This is a genomic window from Streptomyces sp. NPDC050422 (assembly GCF_044458665.1).
In the GTDB taxonomy this organism is placed as follows: Bacteria; Actinomycetota; Actinomycetes; order Streptomycetales; family Streptomycetaceae; genus Streptomyces.
This window is the reverse complement of sequence record NZ_JBITIE010000015.1, coordinates 95,877-116,458: the sequence shown is the minus strand read 5'-3', so window position 1 is coordinate 116,458 and position 20,582 is coordinate 95,877. Positions and strand designations below refer to the sequence as shown.

General features: G+C 72.4%; 17 protein-coding genes. 5 read left to right on the top strand and 12 right to left on the bottom strand.

The annotated features are described in order from the left end of the window. Positions 1 to 36: 36 nt before the first annotated feature. From ACIBJG_RS24245 to ACIBJG_RS24205, 9 genes are all read right to left on the bottom strand, one after another. Positions 37 to 1,431: an aldehyde dehydrogenase family protein gene (locus ACIBJG_RS24245; RefSeq protein WP_399310327.1), complete on the bottom strand. Its 1,395-nt coding sequence runs from the start codon at positions 1,429 to 1,431 to the stop codon at positions 37 to 39. A gap of 170 nt (positions 1,432 to 1,601) precedes the next feature. Next, on the bottom strand, positions 1,602 to 2,960 hold the full coding sequence (locus ACIBJG_RS24240) for an ABC transporter ATP-binding protein (protein WP_399310325.1): 1,359 nt from the start codon (positions 2,958 to 2,960) through the stop codon (positions 1,602 to 1,604). 133 nt (positions 2,961 to 3,093) lie between these two features. Further along, a complete protein-coding gene (locus ACIBJG_RS24235; protein WP_399310324.1) occupies positions 3,094 to 4,353 on the bottom strand; it encodes an MFS transporter in 1,260 nt (419 codons plus the stop codon). Between the two features lie 12 nt (positions 4,354 to 4,365). Beyond that, a complete protein-coding gene (locus ACIBJG_RS24230) occupies positions 4,366 to 5,805 on the bottom strand; it encodes a CitMHS family transporter (RefSeq protein ID WP_399310322.1) in 1,440 nt (479 codons plus the stop codon). A gap of 119 nt (positions 5,806 to 5,924) precedes the next feature. Further along, positions 5,925 to 8,177 carry a molybdopterin oxidoreductase family protein gene (locus ACIBJG_RS24225; protein WP_399310320.1) on the bottom strand — a complete coding sequence of 751 codons (2,253 nt, stop codon included), beginning with the start codon at positions 8,175 to 8,177 and terminating at the stop codon, positions 5,925 to 5,927. A gap of 125 nt (positions 8,178 to 8,302) precedes the next feature. Further along, on the bottom strand, positions 8,303 to 8,923 hold the full coding sequence (locus ACIBJG_RS24220) for a TetR/AcrR family transcriptional regulator (protein WP_399310318.1): 621 nt from the start codon (positions 8,921 to 8,923) through the stop codon (positions 8,303 to 8,305). Positions 8,924 to 8,997: 74 nt separating this feature from the next. After that, the gene (locus ACIBJG_RS24215) at positions 8,998 to 10,281 is read right to left on the bottom strand and encodes a hypothetical protein (protein WP_399310316.1); all 1,284 of its coding nucleotides are present in this window, start codon (positions 10,279 to 10,281) and stop codon (positions 8,998 to 9,000) included. Positions 10,282 to 10,304: 23 nt separating this feature from the next. Further along, positions 10,305 to 11,069, bottom strand: coding sequence for a hypothetical protein (locus tag ACIBJG_RS24210; protein ID WP_399310496.1), 765 nt, complete (start codon positions 11,067 to 11,069; stop codon positions 10,305 to 10,307). A 74-nt stretch (positions 11,070 to 11,143) separates the two neighbouring features. Next, on the bottom strand, positions 11,144 to 13,285 hold the full coding sequence (locus ACIBJG_RS24205) for a right-handed parallel beta-helix repeat-containing protein (protein ID WP_399310314.1): 2,142 nt from the start codon (positions 13,283 to 13,285) through the stop codon (positions 11,144 to 11,146). A gap of 130 nt (positions 13,286 to 13,415) precedes the next feature. Here ACIBJG_RS24205 and hmgA point away from each other — a divergent pair, with 130 nt between their 5' ends. From hmgA to ACIBJG_RS24190, 3 genes are all read left to right on the top strand, one after another. Then, positions 13,416 to 14,744 (top strand): homogentisate 1,2-dioxygenase, encoded by a 1,329-nt coding sequence (gene hmgA / locus ACIBJG_RS24200; RefSeq protein WP_399310312.1) that lies wholly within the window; start codon positions 13,416 to 13,418, stop codon positions 14,742 to 14,744. Between the two features lie 8 nt (positions 14,745 to 14,752). Further along, on the top strand, positions 14,753 to 15,571 hold the full coding sequence (locus ACIBJG_RS24195) for a GntR family transcriptional regulator (protein WP_399310310.1): 819 nt from the start codon (positions 14,753 to 14,755) through the stop codon (positions 15,569 to 15,571). Positions 15,572 to 15,676: 105 nt separating this feature from the next. Beyond that, positions 15,677 to 16,894: a type ISP restriction/modification enzyme gene (locus tag ACIBJG_RS24190; RefSeq protein ID WP_399310308.1), complete on the top strand. Its 1,218-nt coding sequence runs from the start codon at positions 15,677 to 15,679 to the stop codon at positions 16,892 to 16,894. 24 nt (positions 16,895 to 16,918) lie between these two features. Here the strand turns inward: ACIBJG_RS24190 and ACIBJG_RS24185 are convergent, their stop codons facing one another. Next, the gene (locus tag ACIBJG_RS24185; RefSeq protein ID WP_399310305.1) at positions 16,919 to 17,629 is read right to left on the bottom strand and encodes a TetR/AcrR family transcriptional regulator; all 711 of its coding nucleotides are present in this window, start codon (positions 17,627 to 17,629) and stop codon (positions 16,919 to 16,921) included. A gap of 63 nt (positions 17,630 to 17,692) precedes the next feature. Here ACIBJG_RS24185 and ACIBJG_RS24180 point away from each other — a divergent pair, with 63 nt between their 5' ends. Next, positions 17,693 to 18,655, top strand: coding sequence for an ATP-binding cassette domain-containing protein (locus ACIBJG_RS24180; protein WP_399310303.1), 963 nt, complete (start codon positions 17,693 to 17,695; stop codon positions 18,653 to 18,655). Positions 18,656 to 18,729: 74 nt separating this feature from the next. Continuing rightward, positions 18,730 to 19,488: an ABC transporter permease gene (locus ACIBJG_RS24175; protein ID WP_399310494.1), complete on the top strand. Its 759-nt coding sequence runs from the start codon at positions 18,730 to 18,732 to the stop codon at positions 19,486 to 19,488. Positions 19,489 to 19,507: 19 nt separating this feature from the next. Here the strand turns inward: ACIBJG_RS24175 and ACIBJG_RS24170 are convergent, their stop codons facing one another. Both ACIBJG_RS24170 and ACIBJG_RS24165 read right to left on the bottom strand, forming a co-directional pair. After that, on the bottom strand, positions 19,508 to 20,116 hold the full coding sequence (locus ACIBJG_RS24170) for a TetR/AcrR family transcriptional regulator (protein WP_399310301.1): 609 nt from the start codon (positions 20,114 to 20,116) through the stop codon (positions 19,508 to 19,510). Positions 20,117 to 20,270: 154 nt separating this feature from the next. Further along, positions 20,271 to 20,534 carry a hypothetical protein gene (locus tag ACIBJG_RS24165; protein ID WP_383114121.1) on the bottom strand — a complete coding sequence of 88 codons (264 nt, stop codon included), beginning with the start codon at positions 20,532 to 20,534 and terminating at the stop codon, positions 20,271 to 20,273. Between the last annotated feature and the right edge of the window lie 48 nt (positions 20,535 to 20,582).

Genomic DNA, 20,582 nt, shown 5'->3' with positions numbered 1-20,582 from the left:
TCCTTACTGATCGGGGTGCGGTATCGGGGATCGGACTCAGAACTGGAGGGACTTCGTCTGAAGGTACTCGGCGAGGCCGTGCGCACCGAGTTCGCGGCCGACGCCGGACTGCTTGTAGCCGCCGAAGGGGGCGAGCGGGTTGAAGCGGCCGCCGTTGATGTCGACCTGACCGGTGTCCATCCGGCGGGCGAAGGCGACGGCCTCCGCGTCGTCGCCGGCCCAGACGGCGCCCGCGAGCCCGTACACGGTGCCGTTGGCGATGCGCAGCGCGTCCGCCTCGTCCTCGTACTTCAGGATCGAGACGACCGGGCCGAAGATCTCCTCCTGGGCGATAGTCATCTCCGGGGTGACGTCGGCGAACACGGTGGGGCTGACGTAGTACCCGGTGGCGAGCGGCGCCTCGGGGCCGCCCGCCACGACGCGGGCGCCCTCCTCGATGCCCTTCTCGATGTAACCGCGCACCCGGGCCTGCTGCTTGGCGTTGACGAGCGGACCGACCCGCTCGCCGGGTACGTACTTGGCGACGGCCGCGGCGGCGAGGGCGACGGCCTCCTCGTACCGGTCGGCGTCCACCAGCATCCGGGTCCAGGCGCTGCACGTCTGGCCGGAGTTGGACATCACGTTGGCGACGCCGACGTTGACCGCCTTGGCCAGATCGGCCGAGGGCAGGATGACGTTGGCGGACTTGCCGCCGAGCTCCAGCGCGACGCGCTTGATCGCGCCGCCCGCCGTGGCACCGATCTGCCTGCCGACTGCGGTGGAGCCGGTGAAGGAGACGAGGTCGACGTCCTCGTGCTCGGCGAGGGCCTGTCCGGCGACCGGGCCGAGGCCGGTGACGAGGTTGAAGACACCGGCGGGCAGACCGGCCTCCTCCGTGGCCTCGGCGAAGAGCTGCGCGGTGAGCGGGGTGTCCTCGGCGGGCTTGAGGACGACCGTGCAGCCGGCGGCGAGCGCGGGGGCCACCTTGGCGACGATCTGGTGCAGCGGGTAGTTCCACGGGGTGATCGCGCCGACCACGCCGACGGGCTCCAGGAACACGGTGGAGTTGCCGTGGCGCTCCTCGAAGGCGTACGTCGCGGCCAGTTCGGCGTACGAACCGGCGACCAGCACCGGCACACCCGCGTGCACCATCTGCGACATCGGCAGCGGCGAGCCCAGTTCGGCGGTGACCGTCTCGGCGATCTCGTCCTTGCGGGCGGCCAGCACGTCGCGCAGCGCGCCGATCCGGGCGGCCCGTTCGGCGGGCGGGGTCGCGGCCCAGCCGGGGAAGGCCGTGCGGGCGGCGCGTACGGCGGCGTCGACGTCCTCGGCCGTGCCGGCCGGGACGTGTGCGATGACCTGTTCGTCCGCCGGGTTCACCACCGCGATGGTGTCCGCTCCGGCGGCGGGCCGCCATGCGCCGCCGATGTACATACCGTCATGGGCCTTCATGGCTGTTCCTCCCGGACGCGGTGACGGACGAGGTCGTCCGCGCCCTAAACTAGCGCCGTTAGTTTTCTGGCGCCAGAGACGTCCGTCACGTGCCGGGGCCCGTCCGCCGCCCACGGCCTCGGTGAGACCGTCGGGGAGGCGGGCGGCGGGCGGGCCGCGGTGCCGTCGCCCTACACCTCCAGGCCCGGGACGTCCCTCGGGAGGGGGCAGATCCGGCGGCCCTGGTGGTCGAAGACGTACAGGTGCGCCAGGTCGACCAGGAGCGGGACCTGGCCCCCGGTGCGCAGCCGCATGTCGGGACCGGTGCGGACGACGAGGTCGCTGGAGGTGACCGCGGGACGGTCGGGGCTGTGCACGCCGGCCGGGAGCGGCTCGAGTCCCGGATCGTCGAGGACGGCAACGGACGCGCCGGACTGACCGGTGGCGCGTTCCTTGAGCCGTTCCAGGACGCCGGCCCCGCCCTGGCCGCCACGGCGCCTGCGCACACTGCCACGGTCTGGGCGGGCCGACTCCAGGTCCGGCACCACGGCGGGCTGCGAACCGGTGTTGAGGTGGACGAGCGCCTCGTGCCCCTGGTACTCGACGTGCTCGACGATGCCGCTGAGCGCGACCTCACCGGGGCGGGCCTGGCTGGGCGGGGCGATCCGGACCGCTTCGGAGCGCAGTCCGACGATGATGCGCCGGCCCTGCTGGATGCGGAGCAACTGGTGATCGGGGCTGAGGGGTTCGGGCAGCGGGAGGCGCTGGCGGCCGAGGTCGATCGACATCCGGCCCTCCAGCGGCGCGTGCACGACGGCCTGCAGCAGATTGATCCGCGGGGTGCCGATGAACGCGGCGACGAACACGTTCTCCGGCAGCGAGTACACCTCGCGCGGCGGGCTGACCTGCTGGAGCACTCCCCCGCGCATGACTGCGACCCGGTGGCCCAGCGACATCGCCTCGGCCTGGTCGTGTGTCACGTAGACCGTGGTGACGCCGAGTTCCTTGGTGAGCTGGGATATCTCGGCCCGCAGGTGGTTGCGGAGCTTCGCGTCGAGGTTGGAGAGCGGCTCGTCCATGAGGAAGGCGGAGGGCTGGCGGGAGATCGCCCGGCCCATCGCGACCCGCTGGCGCTCACCGCCGGAGAGCTGGCCGGGCAGCCGGTCCAGGACGCTCTCGATGCCGAGCATCCTGGCCGTGTTCTCGATGCGCTCGGTGTGGTCCTGGCGGGGGTTCTCCAGCTTCAGCGGGAAACCGATGTTGGCCCGGTTGGTCATGGTCGGGTAGAGCGCGAAGTTCTGGAAGACCATGGCCATGCCGCGCTCGCGGGGGGTCAGGTGATTGGCCGGTTCACCGTCGAGCAGGATCTCGCCCTCGGTGACGTCCTCCAGGCCGGCGATCATGCGGAGCACGGTCGACTTGCCGCACCCCGAAGGGCCCAGCAGGACGACGAACTCGCCCGGGTCGATGGAGAGTGAGAGACGGTCGACGGCGCGCGCGGAGCGTCCGTAGGCCTTGCTGACATTGTTCAGGATGATGGCGCGAGTCATGTGGTTCCGCCCGGGAGGGTGATGGTGGAGCGGTGGGGAGCGGCAGCAGTGGCCTGAAATTAACCCACTGCGCCGGGTGTGGGAATGACTCCGGCAAAGGTTGCGCCGTACCGGGAGTGCCGGGCTGTAAGTGTCAGGTGGGATTCCGGTTGAGGTCCGCCCGCGCGGGTACGGCCGGATCCGGTTCCGGAACCCGGCCCGGACCCGGTGGGCGAGCGTCCTTGCCGCGTGCGCCCAGGCCCGCCGCCGCGACGAGCAGCGCGCCGAGCATGACGAAGGGAGCCGCGGTGCCCGCCACACCGGCGACGAGTCCCGCCGCGGCGGGAGTCGCCACCTGGCCGAGCCGGTTGCCGGTCAGCCGCAGGGCGAGCGCGGTGGAGCGCGCGGCCGCCGGGGCGGCCTGGACGACCGTGGTCATCGACAGGGGCTGGCCGGCCCCGAGGCAGAAGCCGAGGACGGCGAGCATCAGGGCCAGCGTCCAGACGGGGACGGGGAGGGCGATGCCGGCGCAGAGCACTCCGGCCAGCAGACAGGTGGAGGCGAGCAGGGCCGCCCGGCCGAGCAGCCGGAGCAGCGGGGTCATCACGAGCCGGCAGGCGATGGTGGCGGCCGCGCGAAGGCTCAGCAGCAGGCCGACCGTGGCGGGGGCGATGCCCCGGTGTTCACCGACGACCGGCAGATACGCGGTGAGGATGTCGGTCGCGGAGAGCACGGCGAGGCTGACGAAGATCCCGGCGGGGACTCCCCGGGCGCGCAGGATGCTGCCGACGGGCACCTTGGCGGCCGGGGCCTTGCCGCGGGGTGCGGGGGCGGTCCGGTGTTCGATGCGCCAGAGGGAGGCGAAGGAGACTGCGGCGACCGCCGCCGAGACGATCAGGGCGAGGGCGCTGGTCCGGCCCATGGCGCCGTCACGCTCGGAGATGAGGTAACCGGCGGCGATCGGGCCGATGAGCTGGCCGAGGGAGGCGCCGATGGTGAAGTGGCCGAAGTTGCGGTCCTGTTCGGCCGGGGCCGACTGGCGGGCGACGATCGACTGGGCGCCGATCACGAAGCAGAGGTGGCCGAGCCCCATGACCCCGCTCCAGGCCGCCATCCCGGCCGGCGAGCCCGCCCGGCCGCTGAGTGCGCAGCCACCGGCGATCAGGACGACGCCGACGGGCAGCAGGGGTGCGCATCTGCCGTGGTCCGTGCGGCGCCCCAGCGGTACGGCGACGAAGAGCGGCAGGAGCGCGTACACCCCGGTGATGACGCCGATCGACCGCTCGTCCGCACCGAGCGCCAGGGCCCGGTAGGAGACGGCCGGCCGCGCCATCGACACCGCCCCCTGCGCGAAGGCGAAGGCGATGACGAGGCGCAGCAGCCAGCTCCGGCCGGGCCCGGTGGTGTCGGTCATGGTCGGAAGCTCTCAGATGATCCCGAACAGGAGTCCGGCCCCGAGCACGACCAGGGAGGTGAGCGCGGCCCACTTGACGGTGAAGCGGGTGTGGTCGCCGAATTCGACCTTGGCCATGCCGACCAGGACGTAGACGGCGGGCACCAGCGGGGACGACATGTGCAGGGGCTGGCCGACCAGGGAGGCGCGGGCGATCTCCAGCGGGGAGACGCCGTGTGCGGCTCCGGCCTCGGCGAGCACGGGCACGACTCCGAAGTAGAAGCCGTCGTTGGACATGAAGTACGTGAGCGGGATACTCAGCACGCCGGTGACGAGGGCCATGTGCGGTCCCATGCCCTCCGGGATCGCGCCGACCAGCCAGTCGGCCATGTGGTCGACCATGCCGGTTCCGGTGAGCACGCCGGTGAAGACGGCGGCGGCGAAGACCATGCCGGAGACGTTGAGGACGTTGTCGGCATGGGCCGCGATCCGGGCCCGCTGGTCGGGCATGTGGGGGAAGTTGACGGTGAGGGCGAGGGCCGCGCCGAGGAGGAAGAGCACCGGGATCGGCATTACTTCCATGATCATCGCGGTGAGCAGGGCGACGGTGAGTGCGGCGTTGAACCAGTAGAGCTTGGGCCGCAGGGTGGCGCGGTGGGGGTCGAGGCCCTTGAAGCCGTCGCCGGCTTCTTCGGTCTCCTCGGCGTCCTCGGCGTCCTCGGGTGCCTCGGAGCCCGTGCCGCCCGTGCCGGCTCCGCCGGTGCTCTTGCGCAGCCGGTCGCTGCCGCCGCCCGCGGCCACGAGGACCTGCTCCGTCTCCGTGACCGTCCCGGTCGCCGGTGCCCCGTCGAGGGTGAGTGTGCCGAGCCGCTTGCGCTCGCGCCGGCCGAGGACCACGGCCAGCAGGATCACCGCGAGGAGTCCGACACCGAGCGCCGGGATCATGGGGACGAAGATGTCGCCCGCGTCCAGCTTCAGGGCGGTGGCGGCGCGGGCCGTGGGGCCGCCCCAGGGCAGGGTGTTCATGACGCCGTTCGCCGTGGCGGCGACGCCGGTCATCACTACCAGGCTCATCTTCAGGCGCTTGTAGAGCGGATACATCGCCGAGACGGTGATCATGAAGGTGGTGGAGCCGTCACCGTCCAGCGAGACGATCGCGGCGAGCACCGCCGTACCCACGACGATCCGCATGGGGTCGGCCTTGCAGAAGCGCAGGATGCCCCGGACGATCGGGTCGAAGAGGCCGACGTCGATCATCACGCCGAAGTAGACGATGGCGAACATCAGCATGGCGGCGGTCGGCGCCAGGTTGCCGACGCCTTCGATGACGTAGTCGCCGAGATGGGCCCCCTTCCCCACGGCTACACAGAAGAGTGCGGGGATCAGGACGAGCGCCGCGATCGGCGACATCTTCTTCATCATGATCAGGACCAGGAAGGTCGCGATCATGGCGAAGCCGAGGATGGTCAGCATATGGATACCTAACGTTCACCTTTGAACTCCCACCGGACCGGCGGTTCGGATGACGTTAGGACGCGCCATATGGCGTTAACAAGACGTTGACATGCGAGCAATACGAGCAAAACCCCAGGTCAACGCGAGGGTGCCACCGTGACGGGGATTCCGTTGAGCACCGCGGTGCCGGAGAGCGGGTCGAGGCGGCTGCCGTCGAGGAGCTGGTTGACGTTGACGCCGGGCTGCTCGGCGGCGACGGACATCCGGGTGCCGGGGCGGTTGTGCCCCCAGCCGTGCGGAAGGCTCACCACGCCCGTCCGTACGGTGTCGGTGACCTCGACCGGGACCGTGAGCTCGCCGCCGTCCGCGGTGACCGTGGCGGGTGCGCCGTCGGTCAGTCCGAGGCGTGCCGCGTCCTCGGGGTGCATCTGGAGGGTGCAGACGTTCGAGCCGCCGCGAAGTGCGGCGAGGTTGTGCAGCCAGCTGTTGTTGGAGCGCAGGTGGCGGCGGCCGATGAGGACGAGCGCGTCGGGGTCGGTACGGCCGGCGAGGGCGCGGCGCAGCCTCGGCAGGTCGGCGGCGATCGGGGCGGGGAACAGTTCGACGCGTCCGCTGCGGGTGGTGAGGACCTCCGGGACGCGGGAGGTGAGGGGGCCGAGGTCGATGCCGTGCGGGTGGGCGAGAAGCCGCTCCAGGCTCAGGCCGTCGGGGTCGGTGCCGAAGCCCTCGCCGTACGGGCCGAGGCGGAGCATCAGGTCGAGGCGCCGCTCCGTCCCGGTGCGGCCGGTGAGCGCGGCGGAGATGTCGGCCGGGTCCTGGCCGTGTACGGGCGAGAGCGGGTCGGCGACCGCCTTGCCGAGGGCCCGGTCGATGATCATCGTGTCCACGGCGTCCGGCTCCGCGCCGTGCGTCCCGGAGACGGCGAGGACGAGCCGGGCGAGGATCTCCGCCTCGTCCATCCGGTCGTCGTCCAGGGGCAGGGCGGGGCGGGTGTAGCGGACCTGGTTGCGCACGGCCAGGGCGTTGAACGCGAAGTCGAAGTGGGCGCTCTGCGAGGGCGGCGGCGGGGGCAGCACCACGTCCGCGTGGCGTGAGGTCTCGTTGAGGTAGGGGTCGACGCTCACCATGAAGTCGAGCCCGTCGGCCAGCGCGGCGTCGAGCCGGTCACCGTCGGGAGCGGAGAGCACGGGGTTCGCGGCCAGGACGATCAGGGCGCGGATCCGCCCCTCGCCCGGCGTCCCGATCTCCTCGGCCAGTGCGGAGATGGGCAGTTCACCCTTGGCCTCGGGGTGGCCGGAGACCCGGCTCGCCCAGCGGCCGAGGGCGAACCCCTTTCCGGGGGCGGCCGGGCGTGGGGCGCGGGCGGTCGCGGAGAGCGGGAAGAGGGCGCCGCCGGGGCGGTCGAGGTTGCCGGTGAGGACGTTGAGGACGTCGACGAGCCAACTGGCGAGGGTGCCGTGTTCGACGGTGCTGCTGCCGATGCGGCCGTACACGGCGGCGGTGGGGGCGGCCGCGAGCTCCCGGGCGAGGGCGCGGATGGTCGCCGCGTCCACGTCGCAGGCCGCGGCGACGGCCTCCGGCGTGAAGTCACCTACCGCTTCGGCGACTTCCTCGATCCCCTCGACGTGATCCGCGAGCGCGCCGGGGTCGGTGAGCTTCTCCTCGAAGAGGACGTGCGCCATCGCGGCGAGCAGCAGGGCGTCGGTGCCGGGGCGGATGGCCACGTGCCGGTCGGCGAGGCGTGCGGTGCGGGTGCGGCGCGGGTCGACGACGGTGAGGGTGCCGCCACGGCGGCGCAGCGCCTTGAGCCTGCCGGGGAAGTCGGGGGCGGTGCACAGGCTGCCGTTGGATTCGAGGGGGTTGGCGCCCAGCATCAGCAGGTGGCCGGTGCGGTCGAGGTCCGGCACGGGAATGGTGTTCGGGTCGCCGAAGAGCAGTCCGCTGGAGACGTGCTTGGGCATCTGGTCCAGGGTGCTCGCGGTGAACAGCGCGCGGGTGCGCAGGGCGGCGAGCAGGGCGGGCGGGTAGAGCGCGCCGGCCATGGTGTGCACGTTGGGGTTGCCGAGGACGAGGCCGACGGCCTGCGGCCCGTGTTCCTGCGCGAGGACCGGCAGGGCGCGGGCGATCGCGTCGAACGCCTCGCCCCAACTCGCCTCCGTCAGGACGCCGTCCTTGCGGACGAGGGGGGCGCGCAGCCGGTCGGGGTCCTCGTCGAGCCCGCCGACCGACGCGCCCTTCGGGCAGATGAACCCCTTGCTGAACACGTCCTCCCGGTCGCCGCGGGCCCCGGTGACCCTGGTCCCCTCGATGGTGAGGGTGAGTCCGCAGGTGGCCTCGCAGAGAGGGCAGATGCGCAGGGCGGTACGGGAGCTGCTGGGGTCGTGCGGCATGGGGCCCTCCCGGGGCGGCTGCAGCGGTGGCGCGCGGACATGCGCAAGCACGGCCGAGCATACCGACCGGTACGCATGCTGGGGAGGCGTGCGGAGAAGAAGGTTGCCCCGGGGTCAGGTCCGGCTCAGTCCAGCACGCGCGCGAGATAGGCCTTGAGGAGCACACGGGTCTCGGCGACGATCGCGCGGTCGCCGGACGGGTCGGTGCGGAAGGCGAGTTGGAGCAGGGCGTCGGCGGCCTCCACGCAGACCAGGATGGAGCGCAGGAGGTCCTCGTCCCAGTCGCGGTCCAGATGGCCGGCGAGCAGCTCGGTGAGCCGCCCCGCGACGCGCTGGTTGGCGTCGTCGGCCGGGTCGTCGTCGGGGGCGGGGGCTCCGAAGTCGATGAGGGAGAAGCCGGGGACGGAGCTCTTCATCGCCAGGTACTCGTCGAGCACGGCGTCGATGGCGCGGCGCCAGTCGCCGGCCGGGATGGTGACCAGCCGGGCGGTGATCCGCTCGGCGTAGCTGTCCAGGTTGCGGCGGGCGAGGGCGTCGGCGAGGGCCCTCTTGTTGGAGAAGAACCGGTAGACGGAGCCGATGGGCACCCCGGCGCGTACGGCCACCGCCCGGGTGGAGAGCTGCTCGTAGCCGGTCTCGTCGAGGAGTTCGGCGCAGGCGTCGAGTATCCGGGCGAGGCGCTCGGCGCTGCGCTGCTGCACGGGGGCGCGGCGGAGGTTCGTGTTCGCATGGGGCACGGGTTCCATGATGCCGTGGGTCTCCTCGGCCGGGTGCGGGGGTGCGCCCGGGACTCGGCTTCCGGGGCCAGGACGGCCCGGGCTCAGGCGATGAGCAGGGCCAGTCCGCCGATCGTGTACGCGACCATCAGGACCAGGAGCGGCAGCTGGCCGGCGACGGCCCGTCCGGGCGGGAAGAGCCGGACGGAGCGGTCGTGGGCGGCGACGACGCCGAGGACATGGCCGAGAACGATGGCGAGGACCTGGAGCGTGGCGATGCCGCCCGGCCCCAGGGGTGGTTCGGGTGGTGCCGGATTGTCAGCGCCGAGTGCCACCATGACGGTACGTGGACCTTCGGTGACGAAGAGTGTGAAGTAGTGGGCGACGAGATAGCCGAGGGCGATCGGGACGAGGGAGTGCGCGAAGGCGGTGAGGGGGTGCGGCAGTTGGCCGGAGAGGAGCCGGGTGGCACCGGCGCTGAGGGCGTACAGGGTGGCGACGAGGGCGACGGCGCCCAGGAGGCCGAGCGTGGCGGTGGCGGTACGGCCCATGGCCGAGGTCTGGACGGCGTTGATCCAGGAGGGCGCGTCGGAGAAGCCGTCGTAGGCCGTGGAGCCGAGCATCACGCAGACGGTGGCGACGAGCCCGGGGAGCTGGGGTGTGGCGTCGAGTCCGTTGAACGGGGAGCGCAGGACGAGGCGGCGGTCGGCGGGACGGCGGCCGAGCGGGGAGAGCCGGGCGAGGAGGCCCGAGTAGACCTCGAAGGCGTCGGCGTGGTCGAACCAACGGGCCCCGTACCGGGCGGCGCCCGTGAGCTGGGCGGCGGAGTAGAGGCCGAGGAAGACCAGCAGGGCGGTGGGTGAGGCGGGGTCGGGGGCGACGAGTTCGAGCCAGGTGAAGGCGAGGAGCCCGGCGGCGGCCGGCCACATCCCCAGACGTGGGGGCGGCGGGCGGCCGGCGACCGGGTCGCGTCCGAGCGCGCGGCAGCCGAGGAGATGGAGGGTCCGCAGCGGGTTGAACAGCCGCCAGACGGGCCCGAACAGCAGCGAGGCCGGGACGAGCCCGACCCACAGGAGTACGTAGACGGCGCCGGGTGCCGGGTTGCGGTCCGGGTCGGCCGGGCCGAGGAGGAGGTGCAGCACGACCAGGAGCGCCGCGGCCAGGCCGAACGCGCGGGCGGCGATGCGGGTGGTGCGGGCGTCGGCCGCGCGCTGGACGGCGGCCGGCAGCGGACGGCCCGCCCGGTCGCCCCGGAACCGGGACGACGACCAGAGCAGACCGAGCGCGAGAAAGGAGACGAAGAGCGCGGCGAAGGCTCCCGCGAAGGCGTAGAAGGGCGAGAGGGGCAGGTCGTGCTGGGCGCCGATGCCGTGGGCGAGGAGGCTCACGGCACCGGAATCGTCGAGGGCCGTCACCGTACGACGAGTTGGGTCAGGAGCAGGTCGGACTCGTGCGTCTCGACCTCGAAGAGCCCGGTGCGGTCGGCGGTGAAGGTGAGGGTGACGGTCCGGCCGGCGGGCAGCCGCGCCTCCTTGTCGTAGCCGTGGACGTGCAGGGTGTCGTCCCGGTCGCTGAGCACCTTCAGGCGCACGGTCTGGCCCTTCTTCACCTCGGTGCGCCCGGGGGCGGGACTGACCTTGCCGTCGCGGACGGAGATCTCCGCGGTGGTGCCGGGGGTGGGCGCGGGTGCCGAAGCGGCCCCGCCGAGTGTGGCGGTGGCCTGGACCGGGGCGGAGTCGACCGCCCAGGCGGTGTGGTCGTCGGCGTAGAGGCGGGCGGTCAGCCGGGTGCCGCCCCCGGCGGCGCGCAGGAGCGCCTTGGGGAGGTGGAACCAGGTGCCGTAGACACGGGCGAGGGGGTGGCCGTCGAGGAAGAGCCGGGCGTGGCCGCGTCCGAGGAGTGCGGCTCCGCCGACGCTGTCCGGGGTGAACCGGAAGTTCCGTACCGAGAGGTGGACGTTCCAGCCGTCCTCCGAGTCGGGCCGCACGGCCACGGCCACCTCGGGCGCGCCCTGGGCGTCGACCTGGCGCAGCCGGTTGCCGGAGCCGTCGTCCGCGGTCAGAAGCCGGCCGTTGCTTCCGGTGGCCTGCTCATGACTGGTGCCGGGCTTGTGGTGGGTGGTGGCCCGCCCTCCGCAGGCGCCCGCGCCGAGCAGGAGGACCGCCGCGGCAAGCAGTGCGGCGGCTGACCTGCGCCCGCGGGCCGGCGCCCACGCCCGGGTCGGGTGGCCCTGGTGGCTCGGGTGCCGGTTCACGACGGTTCCCCGTTCGGGCTGGTGGCCGGTGGAGTGGTCGAGGTCGGATGGGCAAGCTCATTCGGAGCCGACGCCCCGTCGGAGCCGGTGGCCGGTTCGGCAGCGTGCCCCCCGCTCCCTCCCGCGTCCGGCGTCCCCTGTTCGCGCTCGCCGTGGCGAGCGGCGGCCACGACGGCCCACACCACCCAGACCAGGCCGAGCAGCCCCCGCACCCACGCCGGGCTCAGCGGGATCCACGGGATCATGAACACGCCCTTGTCCAGCGCGTCGAGCAGCGTCAGCCCGCCCAGCACCACCGTCACCCAGCCGAACCCCGGCCGCTCCCGCCGCAGCACCAGCCCGACAGCCGTCCACCACAGCCCGGTCAGCAGCAGCGCGAGCGCGGGCACATAGGTGGAAGCGAGCCCCATCGTCGACCCGGCGACGTCCAGCCCGAGGCCGATGAGGCCGAGGACCGTGGCGGCCGTGGCGAGCCGACTCGTACGCAGCCGGCGCCACCACAGCACCCCGCCGACCAGCACCAGCACCACCGCGATGCCCAGGGCCGCCTGCACCTCGATGCGTTCGATGCCGCGCGCCCCGTACCAGTCGCAGCCGGCCGGCAGCCGGCGCGCCTGCACGTTGTAGTCGGCGCAGACCAGGAGCTGGGCGAGTTTGACGGGCTCGCCCACCAGCCGGTCGGTGCTGCCGGTGACCTCGCCCCGCTCGGACCCGCACGCGGGCAGGGAGCGCGGCGTGGACGCCCCGGCGTCCGACTGCCAGCAGTTGCCGTCGCCCTGGCCGTCCCACCACACGTCGGTGCCGTTGGGGCGCGAGCGGCCCTGCTTGTCCGTGCCGAGGTGGTTGTTCGCGTACCGGTTGTGGTGCGAGGTGTCGGTCTGCTTGCCGAGGGCGTCCTCACCGCGGATGAAGGCGGGCACGGCGCTCAGGAAGAAGGCGGCGCGCTGCTGTCCGTAGACCCAGTTGTTCTCGTAGAGGTTCCAGTTGCCGCCCGCGGTGATGATGCCGGTGCCCGGCGGCATGGAGATCTGCGGGCAGACCACCCCGTCCTCGTAGCCGCGCTCGACGGGCGGCTTGGCGCAGGTGCCGTCGGCGACGTACGGGTAGTAGTCGGCGTTGTTGTCGTGGATCAGGTTGCGCTCGAAGCGGGCGTGGTTCTGCGGCAGTCCGGGGTGGCCGGGGAAGGCGCTGTCCATCGAGGCGCCGCCCATGTTGTGGTCGAACTCGTTGTCGTGGACGTAGACGGAGTCGCCCGCGGTGCCGGAGTAGCCGACCATGTTGTGGTGGCTGCGGCAGCCGGTGATCTCGATCGAGTAGCGCGGCACCTCGTAGCCGTGGGCGTCGTTGATGTCGGACGCGCTGCCCGGATAGATGCCGGAGTCGCCGTTGCCGTACGACTCGCAGTTCTTGTACAGGCCGTGGTCGCCGGCGAAGGTCAGGAAGCCGTACTCGTCGTTCCACCGGGTCAGGACGTCGTCGATGACGAAGCCGTCCTGGGCCAGGATGTACAGCGAGTTGAACGTCGTGCGCTGGGCGGTGAAGTTCTTGAAGTAGACGCCGTCGGAGCCGTCCGCACGGACCGCGTTGAGCTTCTGGTACTTGGCGTCGATGACGACGTCCGTGCGCGCGGCGCCGGTGCCCTCGATCTGGAGGTCCTTCTTGCCGAGGATCGCCACCAGGTTCTGGTTGTGCGGGCACTTCGCCTGCTGCTCGTAGCTCAGGATCTGGTAGCCGAGCTGCGAGTTGGGGGCCTTCAGCCGGGCGCACTCCCCCTTCGGCTTCGGCAGCGAGGGCTCCTCCTCGTAGAGGCCGGGCAGGATCGCGATGTTCTTCCCGGGCCCGGTGACGGCGTCGACGGCCTGCTGGAGGTGGCGGTAGCCGGACTTCTGGCACCGGTCGAAGAGCGTCAGGTTCCTGGTCCGCAGGGCGTCCGGGAAGCCGGCTGTCCGGCGCTCGAAGTCGGCCCGGTCGCTCTTGCAGACCAGGAGATCGGGCTCGCCCGTGCGGTACACGGGGACGCTGCCGGTGCCGTCGGGCAGCGTGACCGGCCGCTCCTCGTGCGCCTGGGCGACCGGGGCCGCGAGAAGAGCGGCCGCGAGCGCCGCCAGTACCACCAGGAGTCTTCGTGTCCACGACATGTGCGGGAGAGTAGAGCATTGTTCAACTTTTGGAACCCCCCTGTGCCGCACGAATGCCGTTGACTCTCCGCGCTCCGATTCCTACGGTTGACCATAGGATTCCAGGATTCCTCTTGCACCGGGAGCACACATGAGCGGCATCGAGCAGGCGCGGAAGACGGCGGAAGGGCTTGCGCATTGCGCCGGATTCGGCAATCAGCACAGCTCGGAAGCGGTGCCGGGGGCACTGCCGCACGGCCGCAACTCGCCGCAGCGCGCCCCGCTGGGGCTCTACGCGGAGCAGCTCAGCGGTTCGGCCTTCACCGAGCCGCGCGTCCACAACCGCCGCTCCTGGCTCTACCGGATCCGCCCCTCGGCGGCCCACCCGCCGTTCACCCGGACCGACAACGGCGCCCTGCGCACGGCCCCCTTCACCGAGACCGTCCCGGACCCCAACCGGCTGCGCTGGGACCCGCTCCCGGAGCCCGCGCCCGGCACCGACTTCCTGTCCGGCCTGTGGACCCTGGGCGGCAACGGCGACGCCGCGCAGCGCACCGGCATGGCCGTGCACCTCTACGCCGCCAACGCCGCCATGACCGACCGGGTGTTCAGCGACAGCGACGGCGAGCTCCTCATCGTCCCCGAGCAGGGCGGCCTGCTGCTGCGCACCGAACTGGGCCTGCTGCGCGCCGAACCGGGCCATGTCGCGCTGATCCCCCGCGGTGTCCGTTTCCGGGTCGAGCTGCTCGACGCCACCGCCCGCGGCTACGTCTGCGAGAACTACGGCCAGCCGTTCGCCCTCCCGGACCTCGGCCCGATCGGCGCCAACGGCCTCGCGAACGCGCGGGACTTCCTGGCCCCGGTCGCCGCGTACGAGGACGTGGAGCGCCCGGTCGAGGTGGTGAACAAGTACTGCGGCAACCTGTGGTCGGCGACGTACGACCACTCCCCGCTCGATGTGGTCGCCTGGCACGGCAACCACACCCCGTACGTCTACGACCTGCACCGGTTCAACGTCATCGGCTCGATCAGCTACGACCACCCGGACCCGTCGATCTTCACGGTCCTGACCTCCCCGTCGGACACCCCCGGTCTGGCCGGGGTCGACTTCGTGGTGTTCGCGCCGCGCTGGCTGGTGGGTGAGGACACCTTCAGGCCGCCGTACTTCCACCGCAACGTCATGAGCGAGTACATGGGCCTGATCGAGGGCGCGTACGACGCGAAGACGGCCGGCAAGGGGGGCTTCGTGCCCGGCGGCGGCTCCCTGCACAACATGATGTCGGCGCACGGCCCGGACCGGGAGACCTTCGAGCGGGCGAGCGCGGCGGAGCTGAAGCCGCAGAAGATCGACGACGGTCTGGCGTTCATGTTCGAGACCCGCTGGCCCGTCACCGCGACCGGACAGGCGGCGACGGCAGGACATCTTCAGCACGGCTACGACGACGTGTGGCAGGGTCTGAGCCGCAACTTCAGGCCGTAACGGGCCTCATGCCGCAGCGACGACGAAATGCAGGTGACCAGGTGCCGCAGCCCCCGCTGAAGCCCCCCGCGACCCCGGGGGCCGCCTTCGCGCCCGACTCACTGGTCCTGAACCGCAAGCTCCCGCTGTGGTACCAGGTCTCGCAGTCGCTGCGGGCCTCGATACTGGGCCGCACCCCGGACGCCACCCTGCGGCTGCCGACCGAGGAGCAGCTCGCCGTGCACTACGGCGTCAGCGTCCTCACCATGCGCCAGGCACTCAAGGAGCTGGAGACCGAGGGGCTGATCAGCCGTCACCGGCGGCGCGGCACCTTCATCGAGCCGCGCGCCCGCCGGGTGTCGCCGGTGCGGCTGCTCGGTTCGATCGACGCGATCGTCGCCCAGCAGTCGGGCGAGCGGACCACTGTGCTCGGCCACGGCCCGTCACCGGTGCCGGGCGATGTCGCGGAGTACTTCCCCGGCTGCCCGGAGGTCACCGGGTACCGGCGCCTGCGGTGCGAGGAGGACACCGGCGAGCCGACCAACTGGGCGCAGAACTGGGTCCATCCGGAGGTCGCGGCCGGTCTCGACCCCGCCGATCTCGAGCGGTGGCCGATGACCAAGGTGCTGCGCGACCGTGTCGGTGTCCCGATCGCCCGGATCACCGACACGGTCGAGGCCCGGCTCGCCGACCCGGCCACCGCCGAGCTGCTCCAAGTCCCGCTGCTCAGCCCGATCCTGTACTACACGGGCGTGACGTACGACGAGGGCGGCCGGGTGGTCGACGTGGCGCAGATCCGCTACCGGGGCGACCGGTTCTCCTTCTCGGTCACGGTGGAGGCCCACTGACGGCGCGGTCACGGGTCCCGGCAGGCCGCCCCCTGCCGGGACCCGTGGCCGCGCCGTTACGATGCCGGGGAAGGCGGCGGACGTGGCGACGGGGAGGACGACACGGTGGCAGCTCCGGCAGCGGCCGGCTCCGGCGAGGGGCCGCGCAGCCCACTTCTCGACGACCTCATGCCCTGGTCCGTGCGGCCGCTCAGGACCGGGCGCCCCTGGGTGACCGCACCCGACGCCGCATCCCTCAAGGCCCGCTGGGAGCGCCTCGTACGGGCCGAGGGCGCCGAGCACGAGCGCCTGTTCGCACCGACGCGTTCCCGCACTCCGCAGACTCCGGCGGCCGCCCTGCCCGGGCAGTCCACCGGGACCGGCCGGTTCGCCCGCGAGCCGGGGCCGTGCCCGGAGCCCGTACGGATCCTGCACGGGCCGTTCGACGAACAGTGGCTGCTCCCCGACCACCGCCTGATCGACGTGGCCCGGCCCGAACTGTGGCGGGTCGCCGACGGCCGCCAGCTCTTCGTTGTCGAGCACGGACCGGTCCCCCAGGACACCGGCCCCGCCCTCTCCGTGACCGCGCTGCTCCCCGACGGCCACTCCCCCGCGGGACGGCCCGGCCGGCTCCGTCCGCTGTACCGGCGCCCCGGCGGCGCCGAACCCAATCTGGCCCCCGGGCTGCTCGGCCTGCTGCGGGCCCGCCACGGGAGGGAGGTCACCGCCGAGGCGGTGCTGGCCTGGATCCTCGCGGCGGCCCGCCGCACCCCGGCCGGCTGCGCGGTGCCGTTGCCCGCGGACACCGCGCGCTGGTCGGCGGGGGTGGAGCTGGGGCGGGAGCTGCTGCGGCTCCAGCTGCGCGGGGCCCGGGGCGGGGACCGCCCCCGGCTGCCGGGCGGGCGGCGCCCGTATGTGCGGGCCGCCGTGCCACCCGCCCCGTCGGAGCTGTCCTACGACGCCGAGGAGCAGGCGCTGCACCTCGGTACGGGCCGCATCTCGCCGGTGCCCGCCGGTGCGTGGGAGTTCCGGGTGGGCGGCGTACGGATGCTGGAGCTGTGGTTCGGGCGCCGGACGGCAGGGCCCGGGGCGGAGGGCCTGGAGGCCGTACTCCCCCGCGGCTGGCCGCGGGAGTGGACGTCGGAGCTGCTGGAACTGATCACACTGCTCGCCCTGCTCGCCGAACTGCGGCCCCGGCAGGAGGAGCTGACCCAGGGCCCGGAGATCGGCGTACACGAGTTGCGGGTGGCGGGTGTCCTGCCGGTGCCGGCGACCGCCCGGCGGCCCGCGTCCGTACTCGATCACCAGGAGGAGGGCCCGGACGGCCAGTTCGCGCTGTTGTGACGCGAGCCGGTCCGGGTCATCGCCCTATGCCCGGCCGAACGAGTCCAGCACCCGGGCGAGCGCCCGGTCGAACACGGCGTCCAGATCGATCGGACCGGGGTCCTCGGCGAATCCCGCCGCCATCCGCGGGTACTTCCCGGTCATGATCTGGCTGATCAGATACCCGGTGCGGGCAGCCTGCTCCTGCTCCTCGGACCAGGGCAGGGACCGACTGCGCTCCGCCGTGGCGATCTCGTTGGCGGTGTAGGTGGTGACCACGCCGTTGACCATGGCGATGAGCTCCATCTTCTCGCCGAACCGCGCGTCGACCCCGTCCAGGCAGCTCAGCGCGTACTCCAGGTAGCGCAGGGCGTTCGGGCTGAAGCCGTACACCGGTGACATCAGCCGCGGCACCCAGGTGTGGCGGCGCATCATCCCCCGCGCCTGGTGGGCGAGGGCGAGCAGGTCGGCGCGCCAGTCGCCGGAGGGCTCGGGGAACTCGTACCCGGCGCTGACCGCGTCGAGCATCAGCTCGTGCAGGTCCTCCTTGCGGGGCACGTAGTTGTAGAGCGACATCGTGCCGCAGCCGAGCTCGGCGGCCACCTTCCTCATCGACACCGCGTCGAACCCCTCCGCGTCCGCGATGCGCACAGCGGCCGCCGCGATGTCCGCACGGCTGAACGCGGGTTTGGGACCACGGCCCGCACGCTCGGGGCGCGCCCAGATCACTTCCGGTACAGCGGGTCGCCCCACCATTGATCATCACCTCGACCTCCATAGTAGTTACGTACACCGTACGTAGTGCGGTACCGTTGCGGCATGACAACTACGTACGCTGTACTTAGTGAAGATCTGGAGAAGCGCTATGGCGACGTCCATGCGCTGCGCGGCCTGGATCTGGCCGTCGCCGAAGGCACCGTCTGCGGAGTCCTGGGGCCCAACGGCGCCGGAAAGACCACCGCCGTCCGCGTCCTCACCACGTTGACCGCCCCCGACGGCGGCAGCGCCCGGATCGTGGGCCACGACGTGGTGCGGGAGGCCGGGGCCGTACGGGCGGCGATCGGCGTCACGGGGCAGAGCGCCTCCGTCGACGGCGAGCTGTCCGGCCGGCAGAACCTGCGGCTCTTCGCCCGGCTGCTCAAATACCGGGGCGAGGCCGCGCGCACCCGGTCCGACGAGCTCCTCGAACGCTTCGAACTGACCGACGCCGCCGACCGCCCGGCCCGCACCTACTCGGGCGGGATGCGCCGCCGCCTGGATCTCGCCGCCAGCCTGCTGGCCCGGCCCCAGGTGCTGTTCCTGGACGAGCCGACCACCGGACTCGACCCGCACAGCCGCAATCAGATCTGGGCGGCGGTACGGGAGATGGCGGGCCGCGGCACCACCGTCCTGCTCACCACGCAGTATCTGGAGGAGGCCGATCAGCTGGCCGACGACATCGTGCTCGTCGACAGCGGCCGGGCCGCCCACAGCGGCAGCCCCGCCGAACTGAAGGCCAGGATCGGCAGCTACGCCGAGGTCGTCGTCGCGCACGCCTCCGCGCTCGGGCCGGCCGCAGCGGTCCTGGACCAGCTGACGGGCGCCGCGCCGGTGCTCGACCACGAGCGGCGCACGGTGGGCGCGGTCGCCACGGACCCCTCACTCACCCTGCCTCGGATCGTCCGCGAGCTCGACGCGGCGGGCGCGGCGGTGATCGACGCGAGTCTGCGCCCACCCACCCTCGACGAGGTCTTCCTGCGCCTGACCGGCCGCGCCACCCTCATCAAGGAGACGGCAGCATGAGCACCGACGCACTCGTGACGGAACGGCGGACGGTGGACGCCACCAGGCCCGCGAACACCCCGGTCGCGGACGGCATGGCAGTCCTCGGCCGCCATCTGCAGCGGATCAAGGCGTCGCCGGGCGTCCTGATCCTGACCCAGACCATGCCGATCACGATGCTGCTGTTCTTCGGGTACGTCTTCGGCAGCGCCCTGGCGGTCCCCGGGCAGGAGTACCGCGCCTTCCTGGTGCCGGGTCTGCTTGCGGCGACTGCGGCGAACGGGGTCATGACGGGCATGTTCCAGTCCGCGCAGGACTGCCACCGGGGCGTGATGGACCGGCTGCGCACCCTGCCGATGAGCCGGTCCGCCGTGCCGTTCGGACAGACCGCGGCCGATGTGCTGACCACGGCCGTCGGCCTGGTCCCGCTGATGCTGGTCGGACTCGCCGTCGGCTGGCGGATCGAGGGCGGGCCGGCCGCCGCGCTGGGCGCGTTCGGGCTGCTACTGCTCTTCCGGTTCGCCACGTCGTGGGTGGGCTGCTGGCTGGGGCTGCTGATCCGGAACGAGGAGGCCGCCGGTCAGCTGGGCGCCTCCACGTTCATCCTGCCGCTGCTCTCCAGCGCGTACATCCCGACCGACAACCTGCCGGGGTGGCTGCGCACGCTCGCGGAGTGGAACCCGATCAGTGCCGTCGCCGCGGCGGTCCGCGATCTCTTCGGCAACGCCGCACCGGCCGCCGACGCAGCCTGGCCGGTCGCCCATCCGGTGGCCGGAACGCTGCTTTGGTCGGCGGTGCTGCTCGCGGTCGCCGTACCGCTGTCCGTACGCCGCTACTCGCGCGGCGGCGAATGAGGCCGCAGGCGCCGGTGGCTCAGCCGGGCAGCGCGACCGGGCGGTCCAGTGCGCCCAGCAGGGAGACGAAGCTGGACTCCAGGAAGGCGCCGAGCTCGTCGAGGGCGTCCGGCTCGTCGAGCGGCCAGCTGGTGACGGCCTCCTCGGCAAAGGCCATCCAGGCCCGGGTGGCGACGAGCAGCCGCGGCGAATCCGGCATACCGAGCCGTCGCTGGCCCTCCCCCACCCGCCGGGCCAGGGTGTCGCGGGTGGACTCGACGATGTCCTCCACGGCGGGGTGACTGCCGGCGGCGCCGCGGACGAGGGCGAGATAAACCCTGCGGTGCTCCGTGACGTACGCCGCGAACCCGGCGATGAACGACCGCAGCCAGGGAACGGGCTCCAGCGAGGAGTCCGGCTCCATGGCTGCGGCGAAGTCGTCGCACTCCCGCTGCACCATGGAGCGGTAGAAGTCGCGCTTGGAGTCGAAGTAGTGGAAGAGCAGCCCCCGGGAGATCCCGGCGCGGCGCGCCACATCGTCGGTGGAGAGCTCGTCCAGCGAGCGATCGGACAGCATGTCCACGCCAATCGCGACCAATTGCGCCCTTCGTTCGTCGGGACTCAGGCGCGCGGCTCGCTTCTCGGGCATGCGGACAGTGTAGAAGTACTTCGGCACCGAATTACCTCGGCACCCACTCCACCGGGGAACGAGAGCTTCGTGCGGACATGGCAAAGCGCCACGGCCGGCTCCGGGGATGACGGAAGAGCGGGCAGCGGCGCGATGCCGGGACCGGGGCGTCGGATCAGCGGCGGCTGCCGAAGAGCGAGCGCCGCAGTCGCCGCAGCGGAGCGAAGAGCGAGACCCGCGCGCTCCTGCTCCGGCGGGTGCGCGCGGCGTCGCGCGAGGTGAGCTCGAGCATCAGCAGCGTCGCCTCCGCGGACTCACGCTGCGGGACGGCAGGGCCGCCCAGCACTGCGAGATGGCGGTCGAGGCGCGAACTCGTCGCACCGCTTCCGCATGTAATGGCAGGCACACGCGGCCTGCTGCGCACCGTTATCTGTTCCATGTCACTCCCCACCCGTACGAGGGCACCCGGCCCGGGCAGGTTAACCCT

What these genes read in the sequence shown, in the direction of transcription:
- ACIBJG_RS24185 (WP_399310305.1), bottom strand. Translation starts at nt 17,629, where the DNA reads ATGGTGGGGCGACCCGCTGTACCGGAAGTGATCTGGGCGCGCCCCGAG.
- ACIBJG_RS24165 (WP_383114121.1), bottom strand. Translation starts at nt 20,534, where the DNA reads ATGGAACAGATAACGGTGCGCAGCAGGCCGCGTGTGCCTGCCATTACA.
- ACIBJG_RS24225 (WP_399310320.1), bottom strand. Translation starts at nt 8,177, where the DNA reads ATGCCGCACGACCCCAGCAGCTCCCGTACCGCCCTGCGCATCTGCCCT.
- ACIBJG_RS24220 (WP_399310318.1), bottom strand. Translation starts at nt 8,923, where the DNA reads ATGGAACCCGTGCCCCATGCGAACACGAACCTCCGCCGCGCCCCCGTG.
- ACIBJG_RS24240 (WP_399310325.1), bottom strand. Translation starts at nt 2,960, where the DNA reads ATGACTCGCGCCATCATCCTGAACAATGTCAGCAAGGCCTACGGACGC.
- ACIBJG_RS24180 (WP_399310303.1), top strand. Translation starts at nt 17,693, where the DNA reads ATGACAACTACGTACGCTGTACTTAGTGAAGATCTGGAGAAGCGCTAT.
- ACIBJG_RS24230 (WP_399310322.1), bottom strand. Translation starts at nt 5,805, where the DNA reads ATGCTGACCATCCTCGGCTTCGCCATGATCGCGACCTTCCTGGTCCTG.
- ACIBJG_RS24175 (WP_399310494.1), top strand. Translation starts at nt 18,730, where the DNA reads ATGGCAGTCCTCGGCCGCCATCTGCAGCGGATCAAGGCGTCGCCGGGC.
- ACIBJG_RS24170 (WP_399310301.1), bottom strand. Translation starts at nt 20,116, where the DNA reads ATGCCCGAGAAGCGAGCCGCGCGCCTGAGTCCCGACGAACGAAGGGCG.
- ACIBJG_RS24235 (WP_399310324.1), bottom strand. Translation starts at nt 4,353, where the DNA reads ATGACCGACACCACCGGGCCCGGCCGGAGCTGGCTGCTGCGCCTCGTC.
- ACIBJG_RS24245 (WP_399310327.1), bottom strand. Translation starts at nt 1,431, where the DNA reads ATGAAGGCCCATGACGGTATGTACATCGGCGGCGCATGGCGGCCCGCC.
- hmgA (WP_399310312.1), top strand. Translation starts at nt 13,416, where the DNA reads ATGAGCGGCATCGAGCAGGCGCGGAAGACGGCGGAAGGGCTTGCGCAT.
- ACIBJG_RS24205 (WP_399310314.1), bottom strand. Translation starts at nt 13,285, where the DNA reads ATGTCGTGGACACGAAGACTCCTGGTGGTACTGGCGGCGCTCGCGGCC.
- ACIBJG_RS24195 (WP_399310310.1), top strand. Translation starts at nt 14,753, where the DNA reads ATGCCGCAGCGACGACGAAATGCAGGTGACCAGGTGCCGCAGCCCCCG.